Origin of the sequence: Humidesulfovibrio mexicanus, from assembly GCF_900188225.1 — a bacterium.
Taxonomy (GTDB): Bacteria; Desulfobacterota; Desulfovibrionia; order Desulfovibrionales; family Desulfovibrionaceae; genus Humidesulfovibrio; species Humidesulfovibrio mexicanus.
Map to the genome: position 1 here is coordinate 229,107 of NZ_FZOC01000001.1, position 21,062 is coordinate 250,168.

Consider the following 21,062-nt stretch of genomic DNA (forward strand, 5'->3'; position numbering starts at 1 on the left):
GGGACCTCCGAATGGTTATTGAAAAAAGCCTCGAAACTCTTTCCCAGCGCGTGGCCTATGCCCGCGACATTCTCGGCGCCCGCGTCAGCGAACGTCTGGAGTCCATCAGCCAGGACATCCAAACCTTGTCTCAAAAGGCCGACAACCTTGATGCAGAGGAGGCCATGGACAAGGCGACCGGGCTCTCGGCCCGGCTGAGCGCCCTTGAGGAGGAGCTGGACAAGCAGCTCAGCCCCATGGACAAGGTGCGCATTGTCCGGCACCCCCAACGCGTATGCCTCAAGGACATCCTGGAAAACGTGTACGACAACTACACCGAGATCGGCGGCCGCGACGAGGTCTCCATCGATCCGGGAATGCTCATCGCCCGCGCCTACATCACCCGGCGCGTGGGCAAGCGCGTCATCCACCATCCAGTGATGGTGGTGGGCCAGGAAAAAGGCCACGGGCAGGAGTTCCGCAACGGCGGGTCCATCAAGCCCTGGGGCAACGCCAAGGCCCTCAAGTACATGAAGGTCGCGGCGCAGGAGAACATCCCCATCCACGCCTACGTGTCCACCCCCGGCGCCTACCCGGTGGAGGACTACCCCGGCGCGGCCCAGCAGATCGCCGAAAACATATACGAAATGGCCGGGCTCGACGTGCCGGTTGTGGCGATCTTCTCCGAGGGCGGCTCCGGCGGGGCCGAGGCCATAGCCCTGGCGGACAAGCGCCTCATGTTCTCCCACGGCTATTACTCCGTCATCTCGCCCGAGGGCGCGGCGGCCATCGAGTGCAAGTTCCACGGCGAAACGCGCGCCACTCCCGAACTCATCGAAATGTGCGCCAAGCACCAGCAGATCACCGCCCAGGACAACCTCAGAAACGGGTACATTGACGCCATACTGCAGGAGCCGCCCCTTGGCGCGCGCAACGAGCACTTCGACTTCTTCAAAATGCTGCGTTCGGCCGTCATCCGCGCCACGGACGAGGTCGTGGTGAACGTGCGCAGCGTGAGCCTGCTCCGGCGGCTGGCCATGCGCGGCTCCAAGCGCAGGCAGGTGGGCGAGGATGTCATCGTGCGCTGGGAACTCTCCCCGGACGATCGCGAACTGTTGGTGTGGAGACGCTACCAAAAGTACCGCAGAATGGCGCGTCACGCCTACATCGACAAGCGAGGCATTCTGGAGCGCCTGGCGGCCAAGCACATGGAGTTCCTTTTTTCCGTCTATTCCACCGTGCGCTTTGAAATCCTCAAGCATTACCAAAAGAAAATCGCCCGCGTGGCCACGGATGTCACCGACGAGATCCACGTGGTGACCAGCCGCATGGACCGCATGACCTGCCGCGCCATGGAGGTGCTCGGAATTCCGCAGTGGGGGAGCGGCGAAGACGAAAGCGCCCTCACCTGCCTTTCCGAGCCCACCCGGGACAGTTCCCGCGTAGCCAACTCCGGCTATGTGAGCCCGAAGTCGCTGGAAGACCGCGAGTTCACCTGCCCCCACTCCGCGGAACGCGGCTGCCTGGACATATGGGCCCGCGACCTGTTCGGCGAATTCGCCGGTGTGTGTCCCAACTGCGGCTACCACTTTCCCATGGAATACCAGTGGTACATGGCCAACGTCTTCGATCGGGGCAGCGCGCGCGAATTCAACCTCTCCATCGCCGCAGGCAACCCGACAAATTTCCCCAAATTCGACGAGCGCATCCAGAAGGCCAAACAGAGCACCCACCTGCAGTCCTCCTGCGTCACCTTCAACGCCAACATCCGGGGCATACGCATCACCTGCGGAATGCTCGTGGCCAATTTCCGCGGGGGAACCGTGGGCAGCGCGGAAGGCGAAAAGCTCATCCGCGCCCTGGACCTGGCGAGAAAACGCCACCAGCCGTTCCTGGCCTATGTGCACGGCACGGCCGGCATCCGCATCCAGGAAGGCGTCAACGGCCTCATCCAGATGCCGCGCGTGACTATGGCCGTGCGCCGCTACATCGAGGAAGGCGGGCTGTACATCGTGCTCTACGACACCAACTCCTACGCCGGACCGGTGGCCAGCTTCCTCGGCTGCTCCCCCTACCAGTACGCGGTGCGCAGCTCGCGCATCGGCTTCGCCGGACCCGGCGTCATACGCGACACCACCGGCATGGACATCCCCCCCGACTACCACAGCGCCTACAAGGCGCTTTCGCGCGGGCACATTCAGGACATCTGGGACCGCCGCGACGTGCGCGCCAACCTGCATCAGGCCTTCCTGACCATGGGCGGACGCAACCTCTACTACCGCTAATTCCCCTGTGGAGGCTTTACGCAAAGGCCCTGCGGACTGGTTCCGCCGGGCCTTTGCTTTTTTACGTAGCACAGCAGCCAATCATCACCCTTCCGTCACGCTGCTGTCACACGCTCCCGCCGCACTTGACCTAATCTTCCAGGCCGAAACAGCGTCTCCACCACGTCTCCACGAGGTTCGCCATGCTCAAGACCGTGCTCAAACGCCTGCGCTCCGGCACTTTGCACAGCGGGTTCATCAGCATCCCCCAGCCTGCCCCGCAGCCGCCACACCGCCTAAGGGAACTGCTGCGCGCAGGACGTGACCTGGATATCCTGCTCATCAACGTCCGGGACTTCGCCCTGCTGCGCGAACTGTACGGACGCGATCTTGCGCAGGAGATTGAAAACCAGCTGCAGACCGTGCTGCGCCGCGCGGTGAACGAGCGCCTGCGCACGTCCCCCACGTGCATGGCCCTTGAACCCGGCGAATACTTGCTGTGCTGGCCTTCGCGCGGGGACGACCCCCGCTCACAACACGACACGGCCTACGAGATCAAGCTCATCGCCCAACGAGAGGCCAACGCCCACCTGCTCCGCTGGGCCGGTCGCGAGCTGGGGCTCGGCTTTGGCTGTGCGCGACACGAAGGCGACGCCATGGGTGCGGACGCCAATCGCGAAGCCAGGCTTTTCCAGGCCGTGGGCGAGGCGCGCCTGCGCGCCAAGATGCGCATGGACCTGAGCCAGCTCTCCCTTTCCTCGGAATTCAACGCCATTTTGCACGAAAGGACCGTACGCGCCCTGTTCCAGCCCATAGCCGACTTCTCCACCGGCACCATCATGGCCTGGGAGGCCCTTGCGCGTGGGCCGGAGGGCAGCGCGTTCCAGTCGCCCGCCGTGCTTTTCGACTTTGCCGAGCAAAGCGGCAAGCTTTTCGCCCTGGAGCGCCTGTGCCGTGAAAAAGCCATCCGATCGCTTGGAGGCATCGGCCAGGGGCAAAAGCTCTTCCTGAACATCCACCCCAAGACCATGGCCGATCCGGAGTTCACCCATGGCAAAACACTGGAGCTCCTTGAAGAAGTCGGCCTCGCCCCGGAGAACATCGTCTTCGAGATCACCGAGCGCCACAGCATCCATGAATTCGCGCTGTTCCACCGCACGCTCGACCACTACCGCAGCCAGGGCTACCTGGTGGCTGTGGACGACGCCGGAGCGGGCTATTCCGGCCTCACCTCGGTGGCGCAGATTCGCCCGGAGTTCATCAAGATAGACATGTCCCTCATCCAGGGCATCGACAAGGATCCGGTCAAGCGCGCCCTCATCGAAACCTTCGTCACCTTCGCCGACAAGATCGGGTCCAAGATCATCGCGGAGGGCATCGAAGCGCAGGCCCAGGCTGCTTGCCTCATCGACATCGGCGTCCATTACGGCCAGGGCTTCTACCTTGCCCGGCCCGCCGCACCCAAACCGGCTCTCTCCCTGGATACCGCCTACCTGCGCAAGACACAGGAACCCACGCGCGTCATCACAGGCTGCCTCATTCCCGTGGGCAACCTGGTGGAGGCCGCCCAGACGCGCCGCCAGGGAACCCTTGTGCCCGAAGCGCAGCACTGCTTCGAAACCTGCCGCCAGCAGGCCAGCATCGTGGTGGTGGACCAGGAATCCGCCCAGCCAGTGGGGCTGATCATGGAGTATCAGCTGAACCGCCAGCTTTCCGGTCAGTTCGGCGCGGCGCTGTATTCCAAGCGGCCCATCGACGCCATAATGGACAGGAGCCCGCTCATCGTGGACGAGGCCACGGCAGTGGAGCACACGGCCAAGGCAGCCATGCAGCGGGAGAAGATCAAGGCCTATGACGACATCATCGTCACACGGCACGGCAAGGTGCTGGGCATCGTTACCGTGCAGCGCCTGCTGAACACCCTGGCCCATGTGCAGGTGGAAATGGCCAAGGGCACCAATCCGCTCACCGGCCTGCCCGGCAACGTCACATTGGAACGCGAGGTGGAGGCCGGAATCGGCGCGGGCAAGCGCTTCACCATCGCGTACGCCGACCTGGACAACTTCAAGGTCTACAACGACACCTACGGCTTCAAGAACGGCGACCGCGTGATCAAACTCGCGGCCGATATTCTGGACCACGCGCTGCGTCGCTTCGGTGAAGGGCAGGACAAGCTCTTCCACATCGGCGGCGACGACTTCGTCATGCTCTGCAAGCCGGAAACGGTGGAACGCATCTGCCGGTCGGCCACGCGCTGCTTCCGCAGGCTCATCCGCACCTGCTACTGCCAGAAGGATCGCCAAAGCGGCGAGGTGCGCGCCACAGGGCGTGACGGCGTCGAACGCGCCTATCCGCTGGTGTCCCTGTCCATCGGCATTCTGGAGATCGGCGGCGCCTGCACCCTGCTTGAAATCGGCGAACGTGCGGCGCACGTGAAGAAATACGCCAAGTCCATGCCCGGCAACGTGTACGCCTGGGACCGGCGGCCCGCCCTGGGGACCCAACCATCGCAGACGGTTGCTGCTGCGGTGTAAGGACCGACAGCGCCCCCTCCCCCGCGGCGGGAAGCCCTATGCTCCGCCACGGAAGAGGGGCGCGCCTGGGCCGCACGGCCGCCTATGCGACAGGCGGGGTAAACACGCGAGTTGCCAGTTCGCGGTCCAGCATGAACATGCCGCCGCCATCGCCCACCATCTTGAGCTTGTTGACGGTGTCGCCAAAGCTGGCTTCCTCTTCCACCTGCTCGGAAACAAACCACTGCAAAAAAATGGCCGAGGCGTGGTCGTTCTCCTTCTGGGCAAGGGTCATGAGGTCGTTGATGCGCTTGGTGACGGCAAATTCATGCCTCAGCGCATAATCGAAGGCCGCAAGCGGGGTCTTCCAGGTGCTCGGCGGGGCCTCTATGCCCTGCAGGACAACGCGCCCACCTTTCTCGTTGACGTAGTCGAACATCTTGCGGGCATGAAACTGCTCTTCCTGGAACTGCACATCCATCCAGTTTGCGAAACCGGAAAGTCCGGCGTTTGAAAAATACGACGACAGGGACAGATACAGGTACGCAGAATAGTATTCCCACTTGATCTGGTCGTTGAAGGCCTTCTCCATCTTTTTGCTCAGCATCTGCTCGTCTCCTATGGCGCACGAGGCGCGGTGGTGGTGGGGAGGCGAGTGTAGTTCTACACACTTTGCGTGCGGATGGGAAGAGAGGACAAGAGCAAAGAATCAGCGCAGGGCATTGCCGGTGAAGATGTGCCGGATGCGATGCATGAGGTGCGTCATGCGCTGGCCCGAGGTGATGTTGGCCAGGCCCGTGGCCAGCGCCTTCTCGGACCCGATGAACACGGCCAGCCTGCGGGCGCGGGTGAGGGCCGTGTAGAGCAGGTTGCGCATGAGCAGGACATAGTGCTGGGTGACCACGGGCACCACCACGGCAGGATACTCGCACCCCTGGGATTTGTGCACGCTCACGGCATAGGCCAGCGTCAGATCCTCCAGCTCTGTGGCGTCAAACGGCACCAAGTTGCCATCGAAATCCACGGACAGGGAGCCGTCCTCCGGATCCACATCGCTCACCCAGCCCAGATCGCCGTTGAAAACGTCCTTGTCATAGTTGTTGCGCAGTTGGAGCACGCGGTCACCGGGGCGGAACACGGCGTAGCCCCGCTTGATCTCCACCCCACGGCGCGGATTCAGGCGCTCCTGCAACAGCTGGTTGAGGGCGCTCGTGCCCACCTCGCCCTTGTGCATGGGGGTCAGCACCTGCACGTCGCGCATGGGATCCAGGCCAAAGCGCTCAGGAATGCGGGCGGTGACCATCTCCACGATCATCTCCTGCACCTTCTGCGGATTGTCTTGGGGAATCCAGTAGAAATCCGCGTCCGGCGGCTCCTTGCCGCTCGCCACAGGGAACTGCCCGGCATTGAAGCGGTGGGCGTTGACCACGATGGCGCTTTCCTGCGCCTGACGAAAAATGTGTGTGAGCACGGCTTTGGGCACCGCGCCGCTCTTGATGAGATCGGAGAGGACATTGCCCGCCCCCACGCTGGGCAGCTGGTTCACGTCGCCCACAAGCACCAGGCGGCATGTGGCGGGCAGAGCGCGCAAAAGCGCGAGAAACAGACCGGCATCCAGCATGGAGACCTCGTCCACCAGCAGCACCTCGGCCGACAGTTTCTGGTCTTCGCAATGGTAAAAGCCATGCTCCGGGGAATACAGCAGCAGGCGGTGCAAAGTCTGGGCGGTCTCGCCCGTGGCCTCTGAAAGCCGCTTGGCCGCGCGGCCCGTTGGGGCGGCCAGCTTGACCTTGAGCTTGAGCCGCGAGAGCGCGGCCACGATGGCGCGGGTGATGGTGGTCTTGCCCGTGCCCGGGCCACCGGTGATGATGAACACCTTGTTGACGCAGGCCTCAAACACGGCCTCCCGCTGTTCTGGGGAGAGGTCGAAGCCCAGCGCCGTCTCGATTGCGGGCAGGGCCCGCTTGACCTCCGCGCGGGATACCGGGGCCGGGTGACTCACCAGGCCGAAGAGCCGCTGGGCGATCTCGCGTTCCGCCCGGTAGCCGCTCATGAGGAACACGGCCTGTTCCACGTTCTGCTCCGGCAGATCCTCCACATGCACGCGTTTCTTACGCTCCAGGGCCTCCAGGCCTTCCTCCAGCAGGGCCAGATCGTCCAGGCCCAGCATCCGCGAGCACTCGCGGAGGAGCTGCTCCTTTGGGCAAAACATGTGCCCGCCCCGCTCGCCCTTGGAGATGAGCACGTAGGCCAGAGCAGCCTCTACGCGCTCGGGAGCGTCCTCGGCGAAGCCGAGCTTCAAAGCCATGGCGTCGGCCGTGCGAAAGCCGATACCCCGAATGAGGTAGGCCAACTCGTAGGGGTTCTGGCGCAACTTCTCCTCGCTCTGCGCGCCGTAGAGCTTGAAAATGCGCGAGGCATAGGTGGGCGGAACCTCGTGGCTGTGCAGGAACACGATCAGGCTCTTGACCTCGCGCTGGGTGCGCCAGGACTCCACCATGCCCTCCAGCCGCTTTTTCGTGATGCCCTTGACGGCGCGCAGACGCTCCGGGTCCGTGTCCAGAATGTCCAGCACGGCCACACCGAACTGCTTGACTAAAGCTTCGGCGGTCTTTTCGCCCACGCCCTTCAAGGAACTCTTGAGAAAACGCACCACCCCGTGCTCTGTGGCGGGATAGGTCTGCTTGAAATGGCTGGCCTCAAGCTGGCGTCCGAACTTGGGGTGCGTCTTCCACTCCCCTTCGATCTCCAGAAATTCGCCAGGCTGAAGCTGGCCAAGGCAGCCCACCACGGTGACGATTCCAGGCTCGTCCTTTGCGCGCACGCGCACCACCGCATACCCGTTGTCCGGATTGTGGTACACGACGGTCTGCACCTCGGCCTTGATCGCGGCGGGCATGACGTTCCTTGCCTGACCCGGCGCCTACACGGCCTGGCGGTGCATGAGTGACTGGCGCAGGGTCTCGCGGTCCATGAACTTGACCTCGGCCCCCATGGGAATGCCCTGGGCCAAGCGCGACACCCGCACGTCCGGGTGCGCCTGGGCCACCAGGTTCTTGATATGCGAGGCGGTGCTCTCGGCCTCAAGGGTGGAGCCCAGGGCCAGGATCAGCTCCCGCACGCCCCCTTCCGCCAGGCGGCGGCGCAGGAGGCCGAATTCCAGGGCCTGCGGACCGACGCCGTCCAGCGGGGAAAGCAGTCCGCCCAGCACAAGGTACAGCCCCCGGTAAAGGCCCATCTCCTCCAGCACGAGCAGGGAATCCCACTCCGAGACCACGCACAGCTGTTCGCGGTTGCGGGTGGCGTCGGAGCAAATGGGGCACGGGTCGCTCTCGGCCAAGCTGGCGCAGGTGGAGCACAGGCACAGGCGCTCGCGCAGGGTCAGAATGGAGCGGCCCACGGCCTCGGCCTGCTCCCGCGGGAGCTTGAGCAGGGCGAGGGCGGCCCGCAGGGCGCTCTTGGGGCCAAGCCCCGGAAGCCGCGCCAGATGCTCGGCCACCTCGCGCAGGGGGGCGGGCAGTCGTTCCAGGGACATCTAGAACATGCCGGGAATCTTGAAACCCCCGGTGAGCTTGCCCATCTCGTCCTCCATCATGCCCTTGGCCTTCTTGAGGGCGTCGGTGACGGCGGCCAGCACCAGATCCTGCAGCATCTCCACATCCCCGGCCTCCACAACGCTCTTGTCAATAGTGACGGAGAGCACCTGCTGGCCGCCCGTGGCGCGCACGATGACCATGCCTCCGCCCGCGCTGCCCTCAACCTCGCGGGTTTTGAGCTCCTCCTGCAAGGCGGTCATCTTCTTCTGCATCATCTGGGCTTGGCGCAGCATATCCTGCATTCCGCGCATGTCTTCCTCCGGATTGGTTCTTGATTGTGCCGACGCGAAAATGGCGTCGAAAATGTCGTCCTAGCGGCCCCGCGGATACACAAGGGCCGGATCGCGGCACTCGAAGGTCTCGCGCACGCGCTGCACCAGGGGATGCTCCTGCATCTCGCGTTGGATAAGCCCATCACTCTTCGTCGGTTCGCGCTCGATGCTCCGCAGGGCCACGCTGGCCTCGGGGCCAAAGTACTCGGCCACGAGCCGCACCAGCCGGGCGTTGTTGTCCCCGCTCTGCATCATGCCGCAATGGGTCTCGTTGTGGCAGGTAAGGGTCAGCACGCCAGCGGAAAACTCGCCCCGCGCCTGCGCAAGGCCAGTGACGAAGCCGTTGCCGTTCTTGCCCGCCACAAACTCAAGGAAGCCCTCCCAACTGCGCGGGCCGCTTCCGCCCATGGCGCCAGGCGCGCCCCTCCCCTGTGCGGGAGCGGGCCTCTGCCCTTCCGCAGCGGCAGGCGCCTCTTCGGGGTCGGAGGGCGTTGCGCCCCCAACGCTAGGAGGATCGGTGGGAGTGCCGGGGCGAAGGCTGTCCGACGTGGCGGTTGGCGCAGCGGTGGACGCGTCCTTGGGCGAGCGTTCCGCATGGTCGGCCGTGGCGAAAGACCGCCGCTGTGGCTGCTGCGGCGCGGAAACCGCCTGCGCTACGGCCGGGGCGGCCTGCCGTGACGAGGCCTGCTCCGGTGCGGCGGAACGCGATGGGGATGGTCCGGAGCTGGCCTGGCCGGAAGAGGATGAACCGGATGGAACGCCACCGCCGACAGGTCTCGGTGCAGCGCCGGAGGCTCCGCCCAGGGCCGCGAGGGGAAGCAAGTCCGGCAGGCAGGCCAGATTGAGCAGCAAAAGCTCAAGGGCCTGCGCCGGCTCAAGACTCTTGACCACGCGCTGCTGGCCGTCAAGGGTCATCTGCCAGCAGGCGTGGATGTGCGCGGGCGCGAAACGCCCGGCCCACTGCGTCCACTGGGCGATCTCCTCCTCAGGCAGGCCGATCTCGGAAGCAATGGCCTCGCCCGCCTGGCGCAGCAGGAACATGTTGCGCCAGCAGCCGGAGAGTTCGCGCAGGAAAAATCCCAGGTCGAGGCCCTGGTCGAGCACGCCGCGCAGGGTGCGCGACAGAAGCGGCAAATCGCGCGAGGCGATGGCTTCCATAAGGGTGAAGAACACTTCCTGCCCAGCCAAGCCAAGGCAGGCGCGCACTTCGGCCTCGGCAAGCACGCCAGCGCTGTAGGCCAGGGCCTGTCCCAGTAGCGACATGCTGTCGCGCACGCTGCCCGCCCCGCGCCGGGCGATGATGCGCAGGGCGCCGGGCTCGTAGTCCACGCCCTCGGCCTTGAGCACGGCCTCCAGGTGAGCGACGAGTTCGGCCTGGGGCAGCATCTTGAACACGTAGTGCTGGCAACGGGAAAGGATGGTGGCCGGAAATTTATGGGCCTCTGTGGAGGCCAGGATGAAGGTGACGCGGGCGGGCGGTTCCTCCAGGGTCTTCAGCAGGGCGTTGAAGGCCGCGGTGGAGAGCATGTGCGCTTCGTCGATGATGAAGACCTTGTAGCGCCCTTCAAGCGGGGCGTAGCCCACGTCCTCCTTGAGGGAGCGCACATCGTTCACGCCGCCGTGGCTCGCGGCGTCGATCTCGATGATGTCCACCGCGTTGCCCGCGTTGGCCTGCTTGCACAGGCGGCACTCGTTGCAGGGCTCCGGGGCCGGGGCCTTCTCGCAATTGAGCGCCTTGGCGAAGATGCGCGCGATGGTGGTCTTGCCCACGCCGCGCGTGCCGCTGAACATGTAGGCTGGGGCCACCTTGCCCGTGGCGGCGGCGCGGGAGAGGATGGCCTTCACCGCGTCCTGTCCGGCCACATCGGCAAAGCGGCGCGGGCGGTATTTAGCGGTAAGGCTCGACATGGCGTTCTCCCGATGGTCGTTGCTGGCCGGGGCCAGGAGAAGATTCCCCCGCGCCCCGGCCCTGATGCAGCCGCTAGAAGCGGTATTCCTGAAGCCAGGAGGCGTATTCCGGATTCTCGCCCTTCACGATGCGGAAGTACTCCTTCTGCAGCTGAAGGGTGACCGGACCGGCCTGGCCCGCGCCGATGACCCGGCGGTCCACCTCGCGGATGGGGGTGATCTCGGCGGCCGTGCCGCTGAAAAAGGCCTCGTCGGCCACGTACAGCTCGTCGCGGGTGAAGAGCTGCTCCTGCACCTCGTACCCCAGCTTGCGCGCCAGGGTCATGATGCTGTGGCGGGTGATGCCGGGCAGCACGCTGGTGAGCGGCGTGGTCTTGATCATCCGGTCCTTGACGATGAAGATGTTCTCGCCGGAGGCCTCGGACACGTAGCCCTGGGTGTCGAGCATGAGGGCCTCGTGGTAGCCGTCGGCCACGGCCTCGGTCTTGGCCAGAACGGAATTCACATAGTTGCCGCAGGCCTTGGCCTTGGTCATCATGGCGTTCACGTGGTGGCGGCAGAAGCTGGAGGTCTTGATGGAGATGCCCTTCACAAGCGCCTCATCGCCCAGGTACGCGCCCCAAGGCCAGGTGGCGATGGCCACGCGGATGGGGTTGGTCCCCGGATGCACACCCATGACGCCGTCGCCGATGAACACCAGCGGCCGGATGTAGGCGGACTTCATCTTGTTGGCCACAAGGGTGTCGAGCGCGGCCTTGACCAGCTCGTCCAGGGTGTACGGGATCTTCATGCCCAGAATGTGCGCAGAATCGATGAGGCGCTGCATGTGCTCGGGCAGGCGGTACACCGCGCTGCGGCCGTCTGTGCATTCGTAGGCGCGGATGCCTTCGAACACGCCGCAGCCGTAATGCAGGGTGTGGGTAAGGATGTGCACGTTGGCCTCATCCCAGGGCACGAGTTTGCCGTCGAACCAGATTTTCTCCGCTTTCTGCACCATCTCCCTACTCTCCCTTGTGCGCGAATATGTGCGAGCCACGCCCTGCCGAACAAGAAGTCGGCCGAGGCTCACGAAGTCATGCAGGCTAAAAAAAAGGGACGGCGAGGTCAAGGGCGGCGCGAGGCGAAGGGGATGCTTGCCCTCCGCCCCTCATGCGGCTATGTGCCCCCATGCGCGAAAATGATCGTCCCACCGTGCTGCTGGCCACGGATGTCTTCGGCGTTACAGCAGAGCTGCGCGCCCTGGTGCGCCAGTTGTCGGCCCATGTCGTGTGCATCTCCCCCTACAGGGACGCCGTCGCGTATGCTCGCGAGCAGGAAGGCTACGCGGCTTTCCTGAAGGCCGGCGGCGTGGAGGCCTATGCGCGCCGGGCGGCCGAAAGCCTGCGCTCCGGCGCTCCGGGCCACAAAAAATCCTATGACGTGGCGATAGGTTTCAGCGCCGGAGCCACAGCCCTGTGGCTCTGCCTGGCCGAAGCCGCACTTGACGCGCACCTGCCCTGCCGCGCAGCGCTCTACTACGGCTCGCGCATCCGCGACCACGCCAGCCTGAAGCCCCGCCGCCCCGTCCAACTCATCTTCGCCGAGCGCGAAGCGTCCTTCGATCCCGTGCCGCTGGCGGCGCAGTTGCGCGCCCAAGGGGTCGAGGCCGCTGTGCTTCCCGGCACGGGCCACGGCTTCATGAACCCGCTCTCTCCTGGTTTCGATCCGCAGGTCGTGGCCGACGAACTCCTACGACTCGGCGCACTGCTCCAACCGGAACAGCACTCGACTTTCGGTCCGGCCTGAACCTATTTGTGCTGTGCGGGCTTGACCTGGCCCTTGGCCTGAACCTTTTCGGATTCGGGCAACAGCAACTCACCCTCCCCCTGGGAACGCGCATTGGGATCAGGGTTGGGCTCGGCCGATGCGCCGTCCTGCCCCTTGGCCTGGGTTTTGCCTTGCGCCTTGGCCTGTGGCTTGGCGGTTGCGCCGACCGTCCGTTCCCCGCCGCCCTTCGCCTGCGACGGCTGCGAACCGACAGCACCCGCTGTGGCCGGAACCGCCGCGTCCGCGGCCTCCGGAAGCATGGGCTGTGCAGCCTCACCGGCATCAGCGGGGCCGCCCTGCGCCTGGGCCGGTTCCGCTTGCGGCTTTGGTTTGGGCTTCGGCCTGTGCGCGGCGGCCCACAGGGCCGCAAGGATGCGTCCCTGCTCCGGGTGCCGCCCCAGCCAGGCGACCTGGCCGGTCGCGGGGTCGTGCACGCCGCCAAGCAGCAAGGCGCGACCATCCTGCACATGGCTGCGGACCACAACGCTCTTGCGCAGGATTGTCTCCATAGCCTGCCACACCAGCGCCCGGACCGCCTTTTCCCGCAAATCACCGCCCGTGGCTGTCGGACTCCACTCATGCGCCTTGGTCACGGCCTTGCGCAGGTCGGCATATAGCGCGGCAGGCACCCCGACCGACCGGGCATTGCGCATCGCCGCGTCAATCAGCCGGGAATCGAGACTGCCCAGAACCAGAACGACTGGCGCGCCCAGATGGGCCAGACCGTACTCCAGGGATGCAAGGACCTCCGCCCCGGCGGCAAGCCCCGCCACACGCACGGAGCAGATTCCACCGGGGGGTTGATCGAACACGGCTTCGGCCGGGGCCGTCATGTCGGAGCTGGTAAGCACCACGGCAAGTGGCTGCGGCCAGACTTTGCCAGCCTGAAGCGCGACGGACTCGGCAGTGAAATGCGCCTGCGGATTCCCCGCCGCGTAGCGCGAATTGCCTCCCTTCAGCAGTTGCACCGCTTCATCTGCGGGGACGGAGACTTCCGCGCCCTGGGCCATTGCTGACGGCACGAAGCTGACGATGAGACAGACTATCCCCAAAACTCGCCACATGTCGCCTCTCCTCCGCGCCACGCCCCAAAGCCGGGCTCGCACGTTCGTCCCAAACACAGCAGCTTTGCTACGCGGAAACCATCTGTCAAAAATTTACAATACCAATACATCCATAACCGCAGACCTAAAGATTCGTGTCAATTCTGTCGATACACCTATCGTAAAGGAAAGGCTCCCCCCGGACACAGGTCTCCATCATCATGAGGTGAACGTCATGAACATCAGCCCCTCGGACATGGATGTCAGGCAGGGGTTCTCCCCTGCAAGGCAAGCCGTGGCGACACACGCGCAAAGCGTGGATCCACAGACGGCCGACACGCAGCGGAGCGCCGCACAGGCGACCGTGGGCCAGCAGGCCACGCGGCAGACGGCAAGCCAGGAGCCAAACGGCACGGACGCCCGCTCCCAGGCAGTGGCCGCAACCGCGGACAGAACGACCGCGCTGGGCACGGCCCAAATCCTCGAACAACGGCTCAACGCCACCGGGACCGCTCTCAAGATCCGCGTCCTGGACAACTCCGAGGACCAGATCCAGGTGGAGATCGTGGACACGCAAAGCAATAAGGTCCTGCGGAAGATACCGCAAGACGAGTTGCTCAAGCTCTCCGCTTCCATCAAGGAAATGACCGGAGTGCTGCTGAACAACCCGGCGTAGCCTCCTGGGCTGCGGTTGTCCGGCGACCAGACGCCTTTGCCCTGCTCCGGGGTTCAGCGCCCTTGCCCTGTCTCCAGCGGACAGGGAACGGGCGGCTGACGGCGTTGCGTGGCCCGGGCATCGGCTCAGCGTTCCTGCAAGGAGCCGCTCAGGGCGTCCACAAAGGGATCAAGGAAATAGCCGAGCACCGAGCGCTTGCCGATGTGGATGGCGATCAGCACGCGCATTCCCGGAAACAGGTCGTAGCGGTTCGCCTTGCTGGAAAAATGGTCGGCCTGCGTCTCCACCATTACCTCATAATACGTATTCACGCCACTTGGCAGGGTTTCTGTCACCGCATCAGGGCTCACATGCAAAACCTTTCCCTCGATGCTGCCAAAGCGTCTGGCATCGCGTGAAGCCAGCTTAACCACAGCGCGCTGCCCTGGCCGAACGTACCCGATGTCCTGAATGGGGAGATGCGCGGCAATGACCAGCTTGTCGTCTGCGGGCACGATTTCGGCGACCGTCATGCCCGGCATGACCACCTCGCCTTCGCTCACCACGGAAAGGCGCTTGACCACCCCGGCCTCGGACGCGCGCAACACGGTCCGCTCCTGGCTGTCGCGAAACTTCTTCATGCGCTGCGTCAACTCCATGAGTTCCCGCTGAACCTTTTTGAGTTCGTTCTCCACCTCCTCACGGAAGGTGTTCTGCGCAAGGCCAAGTTCCTCCTTGGCGGCGGCAAGCGCGGCGCTGGCCCGCGAAAGCGCGGCGGAATGCTCCAGAATGGCGCTCTCGGTGTTGTTGCGCTCCTTCAGCCTCCCGATCAGCTCGTCCTCCTTGACCAGGCGCTCGCGCAGCAACTCCTCGCTGCGCTGCACCTGCCGGACGACATGGGGAAGATTGCGGCGCAGATTGTCGAGCCTGGCGCTGGTTTCGCGGATATCCTGCTCCCGTTGGCGGACCTTTTCCGTCAAGGCCGCCAGGTCCGTATTCAAGCGGCTGCGCCTGGCCTGAAACAAATTGCGCGCCTGGTCCACCAGGTCCTTGTGGAGTTCCTCCAACTGGGGAGGAAACACCGGCTTTTCAAGCCCCTTGGACTCGGCATCCAGGCGCAGGGCTTCGATCTGCAAACTCACCAGCCGCACGTCCAACTCGTCCGTGCTGGCGGCTGCGGCGGCGGAATCGAGCACCACCAACGGCTGGTCCGCCTCAACCCGATCCCCTTCCCGCACGAGGATGTCGCGCACGATGCCGCCTTCAAGATGCTGCACGCGCTTGACCTTGGTCTGGGGAATGACCTCCCCGACGGCCTCGCTCACGATGTCGAGATCACAAAAGGACGCCCAGGCAAAAGCCAGCACGAAAAGAGAAAAACACAGATAGAGAAAGCGCCGATGGGCGACAAGCGCGGCATCGTCGGCGCAGGTGCGCGCCTTGGGACCAAGCACGGCGTCAAGCGGCTGCTCGCTCATGCGTCCTCCGGCTTCGGCCCGCGGGGTGCAGAGGCGCCAAGGCTCGGCGTGGGCTTTACGTTCATGTCCAGCACAAGGGCCGCGCCCTTGAGTATGTTGACGTCGGCCGTGGCAACGACAAGGGTGCTCCCAGCCTTGGCCAGCCCGTTGAGAATGGCGTAGACGGCGAGGCGTCCCTCAGAATCAAGCCCCTCTGTCGGGTCGTCGAAAATCGCCAGGCGGCCGGGCGTCATCAACGCGCGGGCAAGGGCGATGCGCCTGCGGATGCCAAGGGGCAGCGCCTTGCCCCCATCCTGAATCGGCATGTCGAGCCCCAGGCGGGAGGTATCGAGAAAACGGCGCAAAGCGGCGGCTCGCACGGCCTGATTCATGCGCTCCTGACTGGCCTGCCCCTTCGGTTCGGGGTCTGCCAGGGCGATATTCTCGCGCAGGGTGGCATCCAAAAATGATGGCTCCTGCGGGAGATACATGAGCTGCCGACGCCACCAGTCCGGCGCCAACTGCCGCAAATCCACGCCATCGGCCAGCACCTGTCCGCGCCCCGGCTCCAGCAGCCCGGCCGCGACCTTGCAGAAAGTGGACTTTCCCGTGCCGTTGAAGCCGGTGACGCAGAGCACGCTGCCAGGCTGCAGCACAAAGCTCAGGGATTCGAAAAGGGGGCTTGAGGTCCCGGTATAGGCAAAGCCGATGTCACGGAACTCCAGCCTGCCGGAAAATTCGCGCAAGCTCGTCCCGGACAAGGGTTCAAGGGGCAGGGAATGCAGCTCCGACAACCGTTCGAGCGCCTGCTCCCCACCGCGCGCGGCCATGTAGGCCTGCATGAAGGCCGCCCCCATGGCAAGGACCTTGCCCGACAGAATGCTTGCGCCGATGAGCCCGCCCACGGTCATCTCTCCGGCAACCGCAAGCATTGCGCCAAAGGCGTACACGAACACACGCAAGAATACCGCCACGGATTCCTGCCGCAGACGGCTCTTGCGCTGGTCTCGCGCCAAGAGCGCGCGCAAGGCGCCCAGGGATTCGCGCTTGCTGCGCCAGACGTTGCGCAGAAACTCACCACCCGAAAAGGCGCGCACGGTCTCCGCCCCCGAGAGTGCGCTGGAAAGCTGGGCGCGGTGCACATGGGTCTCGCGCTGGAGCTTGAGGCCATCGGCCTCGGCCCTGCGCAGTCCCAGCACGCTGAACAACGCCGAAAGGCATACGGCGAAAACGGTGACGAGCATGAGCCATGGGCTGATGAGCGCGATGGCGATCAGGAACAGCAGCATGAACGGGGCATCCAGCACGGCGGAGACGTTGGCCGCGTCAAAGGCGGACCGCACCTGGCCCATGGCCCCGAGCAGCTCTTGGTGGCGGGTCGGCGGAAAACGGTTCAGGTCGCTCAGGCGGGCGCGCGTCACCACCGCCAGACTCCGCTCCTCAAGCTCTTCATCCGGCCCCTGGCTGACAACCCCGGCCAAGCGCGTGCGCACCTCGCCAAAGGCGAAACCAAGAGCGGAGGCGATGAGTACCCCGATGGTGAGCGTATACAGCGTGCCGTCGAAGCCATAGCCCACGTAGCGGTTGAGCACCAGAATGACGTAGACCGAAGAAGCCAGGGACATGAGGTTGGCCAGCAGCGAGGCGGCCAGAATCTCCCACGACACGCGCGGGCACAACGAGAGGCGTCGGAGGAGTTCCTTCATGACCAGACCGCCCCAAAGGGGCCGTGCGCGGGGAGGGGAAAAACAGCTTGGCGCGGCATGGGCGCCCGGCCTAATTTTCGACGGCTTCCGGCCGCAGTTGGCCCATCTGATAGAGCAAGGTGTAGGCGGCGGTGATGTGGTCGATGTCCGCGGTGACCTTGGAACTGGTGGCGGAGACGTAGTCGCGTTCGCCCACGAGGATGTCCAGCAGATTCACCTCGCCGCCCATGGCCTTCTTTTTCTTGATGAGCTCCAAAAACGACCAGGTGATGTTGGCCTGATTGTCATACAGAGCCACCGTGCGCGAAAGCGTGCTCATGTCGTTCCAGGCGTTGCGCACCCGCTCCTCCACCGTACGGCGTCGGTCCAGCAGCGTTTTGCGGATGGCGACGATGTCGCTCTTGGCCGCGCGCGTGGCCTCCTGGTCCCGGAACCCCTGGAACAGATTGTAGGTGACTTGCAATCCGGCCCGACCTTCCGTGCGGACACTCTTTTCGCCCTGGTCGTTCTCTTTGCGAACGGCCTCGGCAACTGCCTCGAACTTGGGAAACATGGCCGACTCGCGGGCGGCAAGTTCACCCTTTCGGGCGTTTATGCCGTGCTGCAATTCCAACAGAAAAGGGTTGCCGTCAAGCGCCTGCTCAACGGCGGCGTCCAGGTTCGCGGGCAGCTTGGCGCCCGGCATGGCGGGCAACAGCAAGGAGTCAATCTGGGAATCGGCGATATCCGCCTGGAACACGGAACGATAATTGTTCCTGGCGTTCACCAGCGCCCGCTCCACGTTGACGCGGTGCGCCTGCGCTCCGGCGAGCTGCGCCTTGATCTGCAACTCCTCGTAGGAAAGGCCCACTCCCCGCTCGACAAGCGCTTCCTGCATCCCGGAAAGCTTCTTGATATTCTCCTCCGAAAGGATGGCGTAGCGCAGCATCTCCCGCGCGCGGATGAGGCCGAGATACGCGCCCACGCCCTGCATGGTCACTTCCTGGCGGGTCTGCTCGAGCTTGGTCGCGGACTCTTCCCGTTGCGCCTTGGCCTGGGCGATGCTGCCGCCAGCACCGCCGAAATCATACAGAAGCTGGTTGGCCGAAAGCGTCTCCACATTGCGGTTCAAATTGGTGTTCTTGGTCTGATCAGGCTGGGTGATGTCCTCAACCCCGGCGTCCACCTGCGCGTTCACGCGCGGATACCACAAGCCCTTGGCGCGCTTTTCCAGATGTTCCGAAGTGTTAAGATTCGACTCGGCGGCCTTGATGCGGTCGTGGATGCGCATCAGGTGCGCAACGGATTCCTTCAGTGTCACCGGGAGGGCGACGTCGGGCTTGGGAGCATCGGCGCATCGGGCCGGGTCGGCGGGGACGAAAACAGCCGCCATGGTGGTGAGCAAAAAGGGAATGAGCCGCACGGCATAATGTTTCATAATGTGGCCGCACCCGTGTTGAAAAAACGAAATATGAAATCGACAGTTCCGATGGCTACTGACTTGACGGGATTCGTAGCCCATGTAAACGATAATGGCAAGTGAAAGTATTCCTTTAATGACATCAACGTTCAAATCTGGACGCAGGGCGGGGAACGGAATGTTGGAACAGCTCAAAAAAGCGTTTGCGAGCGACAAGGCGGCGCTTCTGCTCACCGGCTTCTGCCTGTCGCTGCTCGTAGGGGCCTTGTACGTCTCGCAGCCCGCCATGCTGCGGTTTCTGGACTACAAGATTTACGACCAGCTCCTGCGTCGGACCCATTCCACCAAGACTTCCGGCGTTCCGGTCATTGTGGACATCGACGAAAAAAGTCTTTCGGCGCTCGGCCAATGGCCTTGGCCACGGTACCGCGTGGCCTTGATGCTGGAAAAGATCCGCCAGGGCGGCGCGCTTGCAGTGGGCATGGACATGGTGCTGGCCGAGCCGGACCGGACTTCCCCATCGCTTTTGCGTTCGCAAATCAAGAAGGAACTGATGGTTGACGTCACCTTCCAGGGCCTGCCGCCCGCCCTGGAAGACCATGACGCCCTGCTGGCTTCGGTCCTCAAGGACAAGCCCTATGTGCTGGGCTTCTATTTCTCCTTTTCCCGCGCGGAAGCCGACCAACAGCGCCAGGACGGGCAAAGCGCCATCACTCCGGCACAGGTGGCCGTGCTGGAGGCGCCCGGCGCCATGCCCGCCGACAAAGCCTTGCACAGCGCCTTCGGCGCGGTATGTCCGCTGCCTGTGTTGGGTAGCGCCGCCTCAGCCACCGGATTCTTCAACGCCACCCCGGATGCGGACGGGATTCTGCGGCGAGTCGCCCTGCTCATACACTACGATGGGCGGTTCTACCCCAGCCTTGCCCTGGCCACGCTCATGCAGGCCACGGGAGAACAGGGCGTGTTGCTCAAACTCGACACCCAGGGCGTGGAATCCATGCGCGTGGCCGGGACCGTCGCGCCGCTGGATCGCGCCGGGCAGTTGCTCGTAAACTATCGGGGCGGCGGCGGAATGTTCCCCTACATCAGCGCCGTGGATGTCATCGAAGGCCGCGCGGACCCGGCGCAGCTCAATGGCAAGGTCGTGTTCATCGGCACCTCCGCCGCGGGACTCAAGGACTTGCGGGCCACCCCCTTCACGTCGGTATATCCCGGCGTGGAGACCCACGCCACAGTCCTCGACAACATCCTCACCCAGGAATTCCTCACCGTGCCGGACTACGCGCCGGCCGTGGAGCTCTTCGCAACCCTGCTGGCCGGAATCGCCATCACCCTGCTTGTGTGCTGGGCCAGGGCGGTCTGGATCGTGGCGCCTCTTGTGGCCATGGCCTACGGCATGTGGGAAGGCGCGGCACATCTCATGGACACGGCGCGGGTATACATCTCGCCGCTGTATTCCTACATCGCGCTGGGGCTCAACTTCTCCCTGCTCACCCTGATGAAGTTCTGGCGCGAGGAAAAGCAGAAGAAATTCATCCACGGCGCGTTCTCGCACTATCTCGCGCCTGCGGTCATCAAGCAGATCTACGACTCCCCCGAGTCCCTGAGCCTCCAGGGACAGGAAAAGGAAGTCACCGTCATGTTCTCGGACGTTCGCGGCTTCACCACCATGAGCGAAAAGCTCACCCCGACACAAGTGACCGACCTGCTGCACGATTACCTGACCCCCATGACCCGCGTCATCACGCACAACATGGGCACCCTGGACAAGTTCATCGGCGACGCCATCATGGCCTTCTGGAACGCGCCGGTGGACGTGCCGGAGCATCAAAAAAAGGCGCTGTCCTCGGCCTTGCAGATGTTCACCCACCTGGACGAACTGAACGAAGGCTTCAAGCAGAAGTTCGGGCTCACCATAAAAATCGGCGTGGGGCTGCACTGCGGACGCGTTCGTGTGGGAAACATGGGCTCGGCCGACCTCTTCGACTACACGCTCATCGGCGACAACGTGAACCTGACCTCGCGACTGGAAAGCCTGACCAAGTATTATGGCCAGAAGCTGCTCGTCAGCCAGGCCATGGTGGAGGCCTGCGGCGACGCCTACGCCTATGTGGAGATGGACTCCGTGCGGGTCAAGGGCAAACACGAGCCCATCACCATCTACACCGCCATGACCCACGAGGAAGCCGCTGCCCGCGCGGGGGAGATCCGCGAACACGAAGCAGCGCTTGCGCTTTACAAGTCCCAACGCTTCGCAGAAGCCGAGGCGGCCTTCGAGGCGCTTGGACAATCCACCGGCAACGAAGCCCTCTACGGCATGTACGCCGAGCGCTGCCGCGCCCTCAGCGAGCGCCCGCCCGGAGCAGACTGGGACGGTGTCTACACCCACACCAGCAAATAGGCGTTCATCCAGCCGCCTTCCGCATGTCCTGCCGTCACCCCGGGCCGAGGGAGCGGCCCTGCT

15 protein-coding genes are annotated in these 21,062 nt (G+C 64.3%); 5 read left to right on the forward strand and 10 right to left on the reverse strand.

Annotated elements, in window-relative coordinates; all coding sequences use genetic code 11:
• Positions 1–11 precede the first annotated feature (11 nt).
• On the forward strand, positions 12–2,264 hold the full coding sequence (locus CHB73_RS01215; RefSeq protein WP_089271253.1) for a carboxyl transferase domain-containing protein: 2,253 nt from the start codon (positions 12–14) through the stop codon (positions 2,262–2,264).
• Between the two features lie 182 nt (positions 2,265–2,446).
• Positions 2,447–4,777, forward strand: coding sequence for a GGDEF domain-containing protein (locus CHB73_RS01220; RefSeq protein ID WP_089271255.1), 2,331 nt, complete (start codon positions 2,447–2,449; stop codon positions 4,775–4,777).
• Positions 4,778–4,859: 82 nt separating this feature from the next.
• Here the strand turns inward: CHB73_RS01220 and CHB73_RS01225 are convergent, their stop codons facing one another.
• The 6 genes from CHB73_RS01225 to CHB73_RS01250 form a co-directional block, all read right to left on the reverse strand.
• A complete protein-coding gene (locus CHB73_RS01225; RefSeq protein ID WP_089271257.1) occupies positions 4,860–5,363 on the reverse strand; it encodes a ferritin in 504 nt (167 codons plus the stop codon).
• Positions 5,364–5,465: 102 nt separating this feature from the next.
• On the reverse strand, positions 5,466–7,655 hold the full coding sequence (gene recD2 / locus CHB73_RS01230; protein ID WP_089271259.1) for an SF1B family DNA helicase RecD2: 2,190 nt from the start codon (positions 7,653–7,655) through the stop codon (positions 5,466–5,468).
• Positions 7,656–7,679: 24 nt separating this feature from the next.
• Positions 7,680–8,291: a recombination mediator RecR gene (gene recR / locus CHB73_RS01235; RefSeq protein ID WP_089271261.1), complete on the reverse strand. Its 612-nt coding sequence runs from the start codon at positions 8,289–8,291 to the stop codon at positions 7,680–7,682.
• Positions 8,292–8,603, reverse strand: a complete 312-nt coding sequence (locus CHB73_RS01240) for a YbaB/EbfC family nucleoid-associated protein (protein ID WP_089271263.1) — start codon at positions 8,601–8,603, stop codon at positions 8,292–8,294.
• A gap of 60 nt (positions 8,604–8,663) precedes the next feature.
• On the reverse strand, positions 8,664–10,532 hold the full coding sequence (gene dnaX / locus CHB73_RS01245; protein ID WP_089271265.1) for a DNA polymerase III subunit gamma/tau: 1,869 nt from the start codon (positions 10,530–10,532) through the stop codon (positions 8,664–8,666).
• A gap of 73 nt (positions 10,533–10,605) precedes the next feature.
• Positions 10,606–11,529 carry a branched-chain amino acid transaminase gene (locus CHB73_RS01250; RefSeq protein ID WP_089271267.1) on the reverse strand — a complete coding sequence of 308 codons (924 nt, stop codon included), beginning with the start codon at positions 11,527–11,529 and terminating at the stop codon, positions 10,606–10,608.
• 170 nt (positions 11,530–11,699) lie between these two features.
• On the opposite strand from CHB73_RS01250, the gene CHB73_RS01255 reads away from it, so the two are divergent.
• Complete coding sequence (locus tag CHB73_RS01255; RefSeq protein WP_089271269.1) at positions 11,700–12,317, forward strand: dienelactone hydrolase family protein; 618 nt, start codon at positions 11,700–11,702, stop codon at positions 12,315–12,317.
• 2 nt (positions 12,318–12,319) lie between these two features.
• On the opposite strand, the gene CHB73_RS01260 is transcribed toward CHB73_RS01255, so the two are convergent.
• Positions 12,320–13,402: a carbonic anhydrase gene (locus tag CHB73_RS01260; RefSeq protein WP_089271271.1), complete on the reverse strand. Its 1,083-nt coding sequence runs from the start codon at positions 13,400–13,402 to the stop codon at positions 12,320–12,322.
• A 214-nt stretch (positions 13,403–13,616) separates the two neighbouring features.
• Here CHB73_RS01260 and CHB73_RS16665 point away from each other — a divergent pair, with 214 nt between their 5' ends.
• On the forward strand, positions 13,617–14,057 hold the full coding sequence (locus tag CHB73_RS16665; RefSeq protein ID WP_179216842.1) for a flagellar protein FlaG: 441 nt from the start codon (positions 13,617–13,619) through the stop codon (positions 14,055–14,057).
• Positions 14,058–14,182: 125 nt separating this feature from the next.
• Here CHB73_RS16665 and CHB73_RS01270 read toward each other — a convergent pair whose 3' ends face one another.
• From CHB73_RS01270 to CHB73_RS01280, 3 genes are all read right to left on the reverse strand, one after another.
• A complete protein-coding gene (locus tag CHB73_RS01270) occupies positions 14,183–15,514 on the reverse strand; it encodes an HlyD family type I secretion periplasmic adaptor subunit (RefSeq protein WP_089271273.1) in 1,332 nt (443 codons plus the stop codon).
• Positions 15,511–17,199, reverse strand: coding sequence for an ATP-binding cassette domain-containing protein (locus CHB73_RS01275; RefSeq protein ID WP_089271275.1), 1,689 nt, complete (start codon positions 17,197–17,199; stop codon positions 15,511–15,513). Before CHB73_RS01275 ends, CHB73_RS01270 begins: the two co-directional genes overlap by 4 nt.
• A gap of 70 nt (positions 17,200–17,269) precedes the next feature.
• Positions 17,270–18,616 (reverse strand): TolC family protein, encoded by a 1,347-nt coding sequence (locus tag CHB73_RS01280; RefSeq protein WP_179216843.1) that lies wholly within the window; start codon positions 18,614–18,616, stop codon positions 17,270–17,272.
• A gap of 160 nt (positions 18,617–18,776) precedes the next feature.
• Here CHB73_RS01280 and CHB73_RS01285 point away from each other — a divergent pair, with 160 nt between their 5' ends.
• Positions 18,777–20,999, forward strand: a complete 2,223-nt coding sequence (locus tag CHB73_RS01285) for a CHASE2 domain-containing protein (protein WP_089271279.1) — start codon at positions 18,777–18,779, stop codon at positions 20,997–20,999.
• Positions 21,000–21,062: the final 63 nt, after the last annotated feature.